We start from the raw sequence: 11285 nt of genomic DNA, 5'->3' as shown, positions 1-11285 counted from the left end.
ACTAGAATCAACGCCATGCGCCTTGTCCAGAAAATCTAAACCGGACAGCCGTGGGCTTGTCCCGGCCATCCACGCCTAAGCGCAGCGCGAAGAACGTGGATGGCCGGGACATCTAGCGCGAAGACGCGCTTCGCGCTTCTCCCCGGGCATGACGACGGCGTCGACGCCCTACGGCTTCAGAATAGACGCACCCGTCGTCTTGCGGCTTTCAAGATCGATATGCGCCTTCGCGGCGTCCTTGAGCGCGTAGGCGTGGTTGATCGGCACGTGTAGCTTGCCGTTGAGGACCGCGGAGAACAGCGTGTCGGCGCCTTCCAGCAGTTCCTTGCGGGTGCCGATATAGTCGTTGAGCTTCGGCCGGGTCGCAAACAGCGAGCCGTGATTGTTCAGCTCGGCGATGGAGAACGGCGGCACCGGGCCTGAGGCGTTGCCGAACGACACGAACATGCCGCGCGGCTTGAGGCACGACAACGAGCCCGGGAAGGTCGATTTGCCGACGCCGTCATAGACGACGTCGCAGCCCTCGTTGCGGCTAATCTGTTTGACGCGCGCGACGAAATCTTCCTCGTTGTAGAGGATGACGTGGTCGCAGCCATTGGCCTCCGCGAGCTCGGCCTTCTCGCGCGAGCCGACCGTGCCGATGACGTGGGCCCCCAACGCGCTCGCCCATTGGCAGGCGAGCAAGCCGATGCCGCCGGCGGCGGCATGGATCAGCACCCGATGATGCGGCTCGACCTTGAAGGTCTTGTGCAGGAGATACCAGACGGTCAGGCCCTTGAGCATCAGCACGGCGCCCTGCTCGTGCGTGATGTGATCGGGCAGCTTGACCAGCTTCTCCCAGGGAATATTGCGCTCGCTCGCATACGCGCCGAGATTGTGGTAGTAGGCGACGCGGTCGCCGGGATGAAAATGCGTCACGCCCGGCCCAACGGAGACCACCTCGCCCGAGGCCTCATTGCCCGCGATGAAGGGCAGCCCCGGCGCCTTGTAGAGCCCGGTGCGATAATAGACGTCGATGAAGTTCAGGCCGACCGCGTGCTGGCGGATGCGCACCTCGCCGGGTCCGGGCGCCGGAAGGTCGACGCTCTCATAGACCAGCGCTTCAGGGCCTCCGACCTTGTGCACACGGACCGCTTTGGTCATCACCTGACCTCCTCTTCGCATCTGCCAGCGAAAGACATCACGACCGCCTTGTCAACTCGCCCCGGATTGGAACGGTTACGGCTTGCCGGCCTTCCTGCGATTACGCTTGGCCAGGACGTTGAAGAATTCCACCGCCGCCGAGAACGCAATTGCGAAATAGATGTAGCCGCGCGGAATGTGGAATTTGAATCCGTCCGCAACCAGGGCGACGCCGATCAGCACCAGAAATGCCAGTGCCAGCATTTTGGTGGTCGGATGTTCCGCAACGAATCGCGCTACCGGTCCCGACGAAATGTACATGATCAGGCAGGCGATCACGACCGCCGCAATCATGATCTCGAGGTCCTGCGCCATGCCGATCGCGGTGATGATCGAGTCCAGTGAAAACACGATGTCGATGATGACGATCTGGACGATCACCCAGAAGAAGGCGCTGCGCGCGGACTTGCCCTCGTCCTCCTCGTCGTCGACGTCAACTTCGGCATGGATCTCGTGCGTCGCCTTGGCGATCAGGAACAGGCCGCCGCCGATCAGGATGAGGTCGCGCCAGGAGAAGTCGTAGCCGGAAAACGAAAACACCGGTGCGGTCAGGCCGATCAGCCAGACCAGCACACTGAGCAGGACGATGCGGAACACCAGCGCCAGCGCCAGGCCGATCTGGCGGGCCCGATGGGCCTGCGGTTCGGGGATGCGCGAGACGATCACGGACAGGAAGATGACGTTGTCGATGCCGAGCACGATCTCGAGCGACGTGAGGGTGAGCAGCGCCGCCCAGGCCTCGGGGCTGGTCAACAAATGCATCATCCGAACGATCTCGCCAGGCGGATCAACGTATCGCTGAATGCGATCCAGAGCGCGATCGCGCAGAGCACGATCGTCACGCCGGTGCCGGCACGGAAATCCATCTCCAGCGCGTAGAAGCCGAGCACGCCCCACAGCACGATCAGCGACATCGTCAGCCAGCGCAGCCGCACGACGCGGACCGGGTGCAGCACGTGAAACGGCACGAAGGTCAGCACCACCAGCGCCGCCACCAGCAGCGTCGACGACAGCGGTGGCAAGCGCAGGAGGAACAAGTAGAACGCCGCTGCATTCCAAAGCGCCGGAAAGCCGCGAAAATGATTGTCGTCCGCCTTCATGCGCAGATCGGCGAAATAAAGCGCACTGGTGACGATGATGGCGATGCCGAGCAAGGGCGCCGCGACCGGCAGCAGCATGCCGCTCGCCACGATCGCATAGGCGGGCACGAAGACATAGGTGACGAAGTCGACCACGAGGTCGAGCACGTCGCCGGACCAGTTCGGCTGAACGGTCTTGACGTCGAGCAGCCGCGCGATCGGCCCGTCGACGGCGTCGATGATCAGGGCAACACCCAGCCAGCCGAACATCGCCGCCCAGTGCTCGCGCACGGCCTCCAGCATCGCCAGCAGCGCGATCGCCGCACCGAAGGCGGTGAAGATGTGGACCGAAAACGCCGCGGCACGGACCACGGTCGTCGGCTTGAGGGAATCCTCATGGCTATCCATGGCCTCTGCTACCAGAACAGGACCGGTTTGCACATCCGCCGTCGCGGCGTTGTGCCGCGCTATCAGTCATAAAATCAGGCAAAATAGGTGGGCTTGAATTTGCCGCGGGCCGTGTCAAATGTCGTTCCATGACAGACGCATCGACGCTTTTTGACGCAGCCATCATCGGTGGTGGTCCGGCAGGCCTTGCGGCGGCCATTGCCCTGGCGCAGCGGGGGGCGCGCACCGCGCTGGTGGCGCGCCGCCTGCCCTATGCCGATAACAGGACCACCGCGCTCTTGGGTGCCTCCGTCGAGCTCCTGGAGAGCCTCGACGTTTGGTCCCGCTGCAAGGACAAGGCGGCGCCGCTCGAAGTGATGCGCCTCGTCGACGACACGGGCAGGCTGTTCCGCGCGCCCGAGGTCCGGTTTTCCTGCCACGAGATCGCGCTCGATGCGTTCGGCTACAATATCGACAACCGCTCGCTGATGCTGGCGCTCGAAGCGCGCGCGGCCGAGCTGGAGAACCTCGTTCGCTTCGACGACGAGGCCGAGAGCGTCGTCACCGAAGCCGGCGATGTCGCCATGCGCACGGCTGGCGGACAATTCCTGACAGCCCGGCTCGTGGTCGGCGCCGACGGCCGGCATTCGCTGTGCCGGGAGGCCGCCGGCATTGCGGTGAGGCGGCGCGAGCTGACGCAGACGGCGCTGACCTTCAACGTCAGCCATACCAGGCCGCACAGGAACATCTCGACCGAGTTCCACACGCCGCAGGGCCCTTGCGTGTTCGTGCCCCTGCCCGGCAATCGCTCAAGCGTCGTCTGGGTCTCCGCGCCCGCCGAGGCCGAACGGCTTCGGTCCCTGAGCGACGAAGACCTTTCCGCCGCGATCGAGAAGCGGTCGCATTCCATCCTCGGCCGCATGACGGTCGAGCCCGGCCGCAATGTGTTTCCGTTGGCGATCGAACGGCCAAATTCCTTCGCGCGCGACCGTATCGCGCTGGTCGGCGAAGCCGCCCATGTGGTTCCCCCGATCGGCGCCCAGGGTCTCAATCTCGGCCTGCGAGATGCGGCCGACATCGCCCGGCTCGCCGGCGAAGCCATTGCATCAGGGCAGGACCCCGGCGCAGACGAGGTGCTCAGGCGTTACGACCGGGCGCGGCGGCCGGACATTCTGAGCCGGACCTTTGCGATCGACATCGCCAATCGTTCGCTGCTCAACGACTTCCTGCCGCTGCAGCCGGTCCGCGCCGTCGGCATGCACCTGTTAGGGGCCATCGGCCCGCTCAGGCGCTTTGCCATGCGCGAGGGGCTGACGCCGACCTGGCGGCGATAGCTGCTTACGGAAACACGAGCCGGCCGGTCTGCAGCATCCACATCACTGTCGTCAGCGTGACCACCGACGCGAACGTTCCGAGCAGCACAGCAACAGAAGCGGATTCGATCCAGGCATCGTTCTGCCGGGCGATCACGAACACATTCAGCGCCGGCGGTAGCGAGGCCATCAGGACCGCCGTGGCGGCCCAGGGCTGCGCGAACGGCCCGAACGCCAGCATCAGGCCGAACGCTGCGAGCGGATGGATCAGCAGCTTGACCGCGATCACACCGGGCACCTCCCAAGGCACGCGGTCGAACGGCCGCAACGCCACGGTGACACCGAGCACGAACAGCGCGGTCGGCGCGGCCGCGTTCTGAAGGAAGGTAATGGTGCGGTCGAGCGCGACCGGCAGCTCGATATGGAGCGCGGCAACGGCCGCGCCAAAGCAGGCCGACATGATCAGCGGGTTGAGCACGATCTGCTTCAGCACGACGCCGAAGGCGTGCACGATCGAAGGATGGTCGCGGTCCGACAGCTCGATCAGAAGCGGCACGATCGTGAACAGAAAGATGCTGTCGCAGCAGAAGATCAGTGCTGTCGGCGCCGCCGCCTTTGACCCGAGCACGGCGAGCGCCAGCCCTGGTCCCATGTAGCCGATATTGCCGTAACCGCCGGAGAGACCGGCGAGCGTCGCCTCACGCAGCGTCAGCTTCCCGAGCACCTTGCCGACCACCAGCGCGATGGTGAACGCCGCGACCGTCGACAACGTGGTCGCCACCAGGAATGGCGGGTTGTTGAGCTCCGAGAACGGCGTCTTCGACATGATCGCAAACAGCAGCGCCGGCAACGACACGTAGAGCAGGAAGAAGTTCATCCATGCGAGCCCCGACTCCGGCAGGGACTTCACCTTACCGCAGGCGAAACCAACGAAGATCAAGCCAAAATAAGGTAGCGCCAGATTGAGGATATCGACCATTGATGAAGTGTTTTCTGAAGGCTTGGGGGCTATCTGCCCCTTAACGGCAGGTTAATTCCAGATCAGGCCACTAGCATCGGCCACAATCCTGGTCTATCGACGGAGGATGATTAAAGCGCGGACAGCCAAATTCCAGATCGGACAGGTCGTGCGCCACCGGATCTTCTCGTTCCGGGGGGTGATCTTCGACATCGATCCGGAATTCAACAACACCGAGGAGTGGTGGCTGTCGATCCCCGAAGAAGTGCGGCCCCACAAGGATCAGCCGTTCTACCATCTGCTCGCGGAGAATGCGGAGTCCGAGTACGTCGCCTATGTCTCCGAGCAGAACCTGCTGCCCGACGAGTCCGGCGAGCCGATCCGGCATTCACAGGTGGCCGAGATCTTCATCAAGAACAAGGACGGCGGCTACCGCCCGCGCAATCCTTCGCTGAACTGAGCGATCCGGCTCAGCTCCAGATTTCGCCGTCAACGAACGGACAGCAAAAAAGGCGCCCGATCGGGCGCCTTTTTCATGTCCGGGAATCTGAAGGCGATTACTTCTGAGCGGCCGGAGGTGCGCCGGGGGCGCCACCCTGCTGCTCGAGCTTCTTGCGCTGCTCTTCAGCCTTCTTCTGCAGCTCTTCCTGCAGCTTCTTCTGGGTTTCCTCGAACACCTTCGGATCGGTCGGCGGACCGTCATAGGCCTTCTGGAATTCACCGGTGAGCGGCAGCGGCAGGGTCAGCGGCGCACCGTTGGCGTTGATCGCCTGCACCACGAGGTTCTGGCCCTTCTTCAGATTGGCAATCAGCTCGGGTGTTGCTTCGTAGTCGGACATACAGCCGTTCTGGAAGCAGATCACATACGGGCTCTGCAGCGGCGGGTTGTTGTCGACGATGATGCGGGTGCCGTGCACGAGCTGCATGCCGAGCGGCAGCGTCACGCGCAGGATCTTCTTCGGCTCGCCTTCCGGCTCGATGATCACAGCGGCGATGACCGGCTGGCCTGATTCGATGCGACCGTCCTTGCCGGTGAAGCAGACCTGCTTGGCGTTGGCGTCCTGGCCCTTGAGGCAGAACTTGGTCCAGGGGGCGTAGATCAGCTGGATCTGCTGATCGGCGGGCTGGGCAGCCTGCGCCGCCGGTGCGCCCTGCTGCGCCGGAGCCTGCTGGGCCTGGGGAGCCGGCGCTGGCGCCGGGGCAGCCTTGGGGGCGGCCTTCGGAGCAGCTTTCGGGGAAGCCTTGGCGCCCGGGGCCGGCGGGGTCTGGGCTTCAGCGGCAAACGGGATGGCCAGTGCCGTCGCCGTCAACAGAGCGAGAACTCGCCCGCGCGGCCGGACGGACGCGGCCAAATAACGGAAATTCATTGCAGAAAACCCTTTCTGAACGGGAAGTGCCCGAACCGCTCCGAAGCACCGAACCAAGCCGCCTTGGGCGCGGCTCTCTCCCCGTCAATTGAGGCAGATAAGTGACGGGCTCGGCGCTCTTGCGCGATTGGGTGCCTTCTTAGCGTGGTCGACGGAAAGATCAATGCCGACAAGCGTCTTTGGCCACATCCGGGCGGGCGCCCAGTGAAATCCCTGTGATAGGATTCTGCCGAGCCGCCCCTCGAATCAACGTGTCCGAATGTTCATGTTCCATCGCCTGCTCGAGGGGCCCGGTCTCCGTGTTTGCAGCCTGGCCTTGATCCTCGGTGTCGGCCTGATGGCAAGCGCTGGGCAGGCCGAGGAGATGCATGCGATCGCCATGCACGGCAAGCCGGCGCTGCCGGCCGACTTCACCCACATGCCCTATGCCAATCCCGACGCCCCCAAGGGGGGGCGGCTGACCTGGGGCATCCTCGGCACGTTCGACAGCCTCAATCCGTTCATCGTGAAGGGATTGGCCGTGCAGCCGATCCGCGCTTACGTGGTCGAAAGCCTGCTGGCGCGCGGCCAGGACGAGCCGTTCACGCTCTACGGCCTGCTCGCCAAGTCAGTCGAGACGGATGACGAGCGAAGCTACGTCACGTTTCACATCGATTCCCGTGCCCGCTTCTCCGATGGCAAGCCTGTTACCGCCGAGGACGTGCTGTTCTCCTGGCAGCTCCTGCGCGACCACGGCCGTCCCAACCTCCGGCAGTACTATTCCAAGGTCGCCAAGGCGCAGGCGCCTGATCCTCTTACCGTCCGCTTCGATCTCACCGGAGCCAACGACCGTGAGATACCGCTGATCCTCGGCCTGATGCCGATCCTGCCGAAGCACGCCGTCGACGTCGCGGCCTTCGAGGAGACGACGCTGTCAGGGCCGATCGCCTCCGGCCCCTACCGCGTCACGGCGGTCAAGCCCGGCGCCAGCGTGACCCTCACCCGCAATCCCGATTATTGGGGCCGCGATCTCCCGGTCAATCGTGGGCTGTTCAATTTCGACGAGATCCGGCTCGACTATTATCGCGAGGCCAACGGCCAGTTCGAAGCGTTCAAGCGCGGCCTCTATGATTTCCGCGTCGAGAACGAGCCGCTGCGCTGGCACGACGGCTATGATTTTCCCGCTGCCAAAAGCGGCGAGGTGATCCGCGACACCATCAAGCCAGGCGTGCCGCAGCCTTCCGAATTCCTGGTGTTCAACACACGGCGTCCTGTATTCGCCGACATCCGCGTGCGCCAGGCGCTGACGCTGTTGTTCGATTTCGAGCTGGTCAATCGCAATTATTTCTTCTCCCTGTATTCGCGCGTCGCCGGCTATTTTGCGGGCTCGGAGCTGTCGGCCTATGCCCGCCCCGCAGATGCACGCGAGCGCGAGTTGCTCAAGCCCTTCGCCGTGCAGATCCCCGAAGAGATCATGGATGGCAGCTATCGCCTGCCTGTCACCGACGGCTCGGGGCGCGATCGGACAACGCTGCGTGCGGCGCTGAAGCTGCTGTCGGACGCCGGCTATGATCTCGAGGGCACCGTGCTGCGCAACCGCAGCACCAAGGTGCCCTTCACCTTCGAGATGCTGGTGACGACCCGCGACCAGGAGCGCATCGCGCTCGCGTTCCAGCGCGACCTCAAGCGCGCCGGCATCGACGTGAGCGTGCGCGCGGTCGATCCGGTGCAGTTCGACCAGCGCCGGTTGTCCTACGAGTTCGACATGATCCAGAACCGCTGGGACCAGTCGCTGTCGCCCGGTAACGAGCAGTATTTCTATTGGGGCAGCGCCGCCGCCGACAATCCGGGGACCCGCAACTACATGGGCGCCAGGGATCCCGCGGTCGATGCCATGATCAAGGCCCTGCTTGAGGCCCGTGATCATACGGGTTTCGTCGATGCGGTGCGGGCGCTCGACCGCGCCTTGATGGCGGGCTTCTACACAATCCCCCTGTTTAACGTATCCGAGCAATGGATCGCGCGCTGGAATCGGATAGAACGACCACAGGCCACCGCACTCTCCGGCTATCTGCCGGAGACCTGGTGGTCGAAGGGTGAGCCTCAAGCCAGTCCAGCGAAGTGACGCCGTGAACCAGCCAGCCGTATCGCCGACGCTCGACACGCTGTTCCAGCGCACGCTGATGCGGCAGCCACATGCGCCTGCCCTGCTCGACCCTCTCAACAAGTCCCGCATCACTGGCCACCAGCCGCGACGGATGACCTACGCCGAGGCCGATACCGCCATCGAGGCGCTGTCGGCGCATTTCGTCGAATCGGGCCTGCCGGCCAATTCGGTGATTGCGATCCAGTTGCCCACGACCGTCGAGTTCGTGCTGACCGTGCTGGCGGCCCATCGCGCCGGCCTCGTCGTGGCGGTGTTGCCGCTGCTATGGCGGCAGGCGGAACTGGCGGCCGCGCTCAACCGAACGGCGGCGCGCGCCATCGTCACCATGAGCAAGGTCGACGGCGTCAGTTATGCCGACCTCGCGATGCACGCTGCCGCGGAGGCCTTCTCGATCCGCCACGTCCTCGGCTTCGGCACCGATTTGCCCGAAGGCATGGCGTCGCTCGACGACGTGCTGGCACGCCCGCCCGGCACCACGCGCGCGGTGATCCAGGACGGCCGCAAGGCGGCGATGATCTCCTTCGATGTCACGGCGGAAGGTTTCCGACCGGTGCCGCGACCGCATTTCAGCCTGATCGCGGGGGGCCTCGCGATGTCGCTGGAGGCCGACATCCAGCAGGGCGCGACCGTGATGTCGGCGTTCACGCCGATGTCGTTCGCGGGCCTCGCCTCCTCGCTCGCGGTGTGGCTGCTGTGCGGCGGCACGCTGGCGCTGCATCATCCGTTCGAGAGCGAGGTGCTGGAGCAGCAGATCAACGAGCACGAATGCGACGTGCTGATCGCGCCGGCCCAACTCGCGCTGCGCCTCGGCGATTCCGGCCTGGCGGCGCGGATGCCGACCCTGCGCAATGTCGTCGGGCTCTGGCGCGCACCGGAGCAGGTGGCGGCGAGCGAAGCCTGGATTGCGCCGCATGCGCCGCTCACGGACGTCTATCTGTTCGGCGAGGCCGGCCTGTTCGGCGCAAGGCGCGGCGAGGACGGCGTGCCTGTCGCTGTCATGCCCGGGCCGCACGGCGCGCCACGCGAGCAGTCGGGCTCCTCGATCGCGGGCGAGATTCTACTCACCCCGAAGGGTACGCTCGGCCTGCGCGGCCCGATGGTGCCGATCGCGGCCTACGCGCCGCCGCAGCCGGTCGGCGAGACGTTGATCGCGCAGCCGCCGCGCGACTATGTCGACACCGGCTATGCCGCACGAATCGACCGGGCTAGCGGCGCGATCAACATCACGGCGCCTCCGTCAGGCATCATGGCTGTCGGCGGCTACCGCTTCCTCTCCAACGATCTGCAGGAATGGGCGCGCCGGCTCGGCCAGGGCGCGCTGCTGACGGCCCTGCCCGACCGGCTCTCGGGCCACCGGCTGGCAGGCCGGGCCCAGGACAATGCCCGCGCCCGCGAAGCATTGAGCGAACTTGGGCTTAACCCCCTGATGGTTGAGGCTTTTCGCGATCGCTCAGGCCCAGTCTAAGAATAGTTTCGCGGGGAACATTGACGCTGCATTAAGGCGACCGGACTAGATTGCGCAGCATCGATTGCGTGATCAGAGTTTCCTGATGTCCCAAGCGGGCCCGATCCTCTTTGTGTCCAATTCCGAGCGCCCGGCTTTCATTGCGGCGCTGGACGAGGCCCGTCTGTTTCCGGTTGTCGATAGCGATTGGGCAAGCGCCGTACGCGCCGTGGAAGAGGTGCAGCCGGCCGCCGTCCTTGTGGCGATGTCTGGCGGGCATGAGCCATACATGCCCCTGCTCGCGAAGAAGATCGCCGATCAGCCGCTGTATCTCCCGCTGGTCGCGCTGGATGCGCAAACGACGCTGCCCCACAACGCGCTGCCGTTTGCCACACGCGGCAACGCTGCCGAACGCCTGATCGCACGCTTGCGCGCCGCGATCCGCATCCGCACGTTGCACGCGACCGTGCTGCGCCGCCTGCCGGAGGTGAAGGTCGCGCTGCCGGACGCCGATCCGGTGCGCGATGCCGTCGTGCTCTTGATCGGCCGCGGCGCGGCCTATCCTGCGCTGTCAGTCGCGCTCGGCGAACGCACCGGCGTCGTCGGCGCGCTCTCGATCGAGGCTGCCGCCAAGCACCTTAATACGCGCGACATCGACGGTGTCGTTCTGTCCGACGGTTTCACCCCGCGCGTCACCGACGCTTTCCTCACGGTGCTCGCCGAGGACACGCGCTTCCGCAACCTGCCCGTTGTCGTCACCGCGCACCAGCTCACCCAGACCTACGACCTGCCCAATCTCGAGCTGATCGCGGGCGAGCCCGCCAAGGTCGCGGCCAACGGGCTGCCATTGATCCGCCAGCACGCGATGGAAGCGCAACTGAGCCGCACGCTGCGCTCGATCGACGCCGGCGGCTGGCTCGATCCGCGCAGCGGCCTGCTCACGGTCGAAGCCTTCGCCCGCGACTTCGCCAAGGCGGTTGAGCAGACGCTCTCCCGCGGTGGCGGCCTATCGGTGGCGCGCTTCGCCTTCGATCCCGGCAATCCCCGCGCGCAGCTCGATGCCGCCCGCATCCTCAGCCGCCTGATGCGGCAGATGGACTTTGGCGCGGCGCAGAAGGACGGCTCTGTCATCGTGGTGTTCGCCGAGACCGATTTCCGCACGGCGCACATGATCGCGCGACGCCTGTCGGCCGTGATGAAGCACACGTCCAATGGCAAGCACGAGATGCGCAGCGATCCCGTGGTATCAGTGGATTCGCTGTCTCCGTCGGATACGGCAAGGTCACTGCTGGGGCGGCTGTCCGCGGACGCGTCGAGGGCGGCGTCGTAACGGCTCTCGTAGGGTGGATTAGCCGAAGGCGTAATCCACCGCTTCTGTCTCCGCTGCAGCACCGTTGGTGGATTACGCT

Annotated in this window: 10 protein-coding genes; 5 read left to right on the top strand and 5 right to left on the bottom strand. The window is 65.1% G+C overall.

Annotated features, from left to right (window positions below; all coding sequences use genetic code 11):
* Positions 1 to 168: 168 nt before the first annotated feature.
* From Q0687_RS12250 to pcsA, 3 genes are all read right to left on the bottom strand, one after another.
* Complete coding sequence (locus Q0687_RS12250; protein ID WP_298876672.1) at positions 169 to 1143, bottom strand: quinone oxidoreductase; 975 nt, start codon at positions 1141 to 1143, stop codon at positions 169 to 171.
* Positions 1144 to 1218: 75 nt separating this feature from the next.
* Entirely contained in the window at positions 1219 to 1947 is a 729-nt protein-coding gene (locus Q0687_RS12245) for a TerC family protein (protein ID WP_298876669.1), read from the bottom strand.
* Positions 1944 to 2669 (bottom strand): phosphatidylcholine synthase, encoded by a 726-nt coding sequence (gene pcsA, locus Q0687_RS12240; protein ID WP_298876666.1) that lies wholly within the window; start codon positions 2667 to 2669, stop codon positions 1944 to 1946. Before pcsA ends, Q0687_RS12245 begins: the two co-directional genes overlap by 4 nt.
* A 128-nt stretch (positions 2670 to 2797) precedes the next feature.
* On the opposite strand from pcsA, the gene Q0687_RS12235 reads away from it, so the two are divergent.
* Positions 2798 to 3982, top strand: a complete 1185-nt coding sequence (locus Q0687_RS12235; RefSeq protein WP_298876663.1) for a UbiH/UbiF family hydroxylase — start codon at positions 2798 to 2800, stop codon at positions 3980 to 3982.
* A 4-nt stretch (positions 3983 to 3986) separates the two neighbouring features.
* Here Q0687_RS12235 and Q0687_RS12230 read toward each other — a convergent pair whose 3' ends face one another.
* Entirely contained in the window at positions 3987 to 4940 is a 954-nt protein-coding gene (locus Q0687_RS12230) for an AEC family transporter (RefSeq protein WP_298876661.1), read from the bottom strand.
* 106 nt (positions 4941 to 5046) lie between these two features.
* Here Q0687_RS12230 and hspQ point away from each other — a divergent pair, with 106 nt between their 5' ends.
* Positions 5047 to 5379, top strand: coding sequence for a heat shock protein HspQ (hspQ, locus tag Q0687_RS12225; protein ID WP_018317973.1), 333 nt, complete (start codon positions 5047 to 5049; stop codon positions 5377 to 5379).
* A gap of 97 nt (positions 5380 to 5476) precedes the next feature.
* Here hspQ and Q0687_RS12220 read toward each other — a convergent pair whose 3' ends face one another.
* Positions 5477 to 6286 carry an invasion associated locus B family protein gene (locus Q0687_RS12220; protein ID WP_298876658.1) on the bottom strand — a complete coding sequence of 270 codons (810 nt, stop codon included), beginning with the start codon at positions 6284 to 6286 and terminating at the stop codon, positions 5477 to 5479.
* A 259-nt stretch (positions 6287 to 6545) separates the two neighbouring features.
* Here Q0687_RS12220 and Q0687_RS12215 point away from each other — a divergent pair, with 259 nt between their 5' ends.
* The 3 genes from Q0687_RS12215 (at position 6546) to Q0687_RS12205 (ending at position 11206) form a co-directional block, all read left to right on the top strand.
* Positions 6546 to 8390, top strand: coding sequence for an extracellular solute-binding protein (locus Q0687_RS12215; RefSeq protein WP_298876655.1), 1845 nt, complete (start codon positions 6546 to 6548; stop codon positions 8388 to 8390).
* A gap of 4 nt (positions 8391 to 8394) precedes the next feature.
* Complete coding sequence (locus tag Q0687_RS12210) at positions 8395 to 9897, top strand: class I adenylate-forming enzyme family protein (protein WP_298876652.1); 1503 nt, start codon at positions 8395 to 8397, stop codon at positions 9895 to 9897.
* Positions 9898 to 9982: 85 nt separating this feature from the next.
* Positions 9983 to 11206: a GGDEF domain-containing protein gene (locus Q0687_RS12205; RefSeq protein ID WP_298876650.1), complete on the top strand. Its 1224-nt coding sequence runs from the start codon at positions 9983 to 9985 to the stop codon at positions 11204 to 11206.
* Positions 11207 to 11285 lie beyond the last annotated feature (79 nt).

The sequence above is a fragment of the uncultured Bradyrhizobium sp. genome (assembly GCF_936928535.1).
In the GTDB taxonomy this organism is placed as follows: Bacteria; Pseudomonadota; Alphaproteobacteria; order Rhizobiales; family Xanthobacteraceae; genus Bradyrhizobium.
This window is presented reverse-complemented; position numbering and strand designations above follow the sequence as displayed.

Coding starts and splice junctions, on each gene's coding strand:
- Q0687_RS12245 (WP_298876669.1), bottom strand. CDS start 1,947: ATGATGCATTTGTTGACCAGCCCCGAGGCCTGGGCGGCGCTGCTCACC.
- Q0687_RS12230 (WP_298876661.1), bottom strand. CDS start 4,940: ATGGTCGATATCCTCAATCTGGCGCTACCTTATTTTGGCTTGATCTTC.
- Q0687_RS12215 (WP_298876655.1), top strand. CDS start 6,546: ATGTTCATGTTCCATCGCCTGCTCGAGGGGCCCGGTCTCCGTGTTTGC.
- Q0687_RS12250 (WP_298876672.1), bottom strand. CDS start 1,143: ATGACCAAAGCGGTCCGTGTGCACAAGGTCGGAGGCCCTGAAGCGCTG.
- Q0687_RS12205 (WP_298876650.1), top strand. CDS start 9,983: ATGTCCCAAGCGGGCCCGATCCTCTTTGTGTCCAATTCCGAGCGCCCG.
- Q0687_RS12220 (WP_298876658.1), bottom strand. CDS start 6,286: ATGAATTTCCGTTATTTGGCCGCGTCCGTCCGGCCGCGCGGGCGAGTT.
- hspQ (WP_018317973.1), top strand. CDS start 5,047: ATGATTAAAGCGCGGACAGCCAAATTCCAGATCGGACAGGTCGTGCGC.
- pcsA (WP_298876666.1), bottom strand. CDS start 2,669: ATGGATAGCCATGAGGATTCCCTCAAGCCGACGACCGTGGTCCGTGCC.
- Q0687_RS12235 (WP_298876663.1), top strand. CDS start 2,798: ATGACAGACGCATCGACGCTTTTTGACGCAGCCATCATCGGTGGTGGT.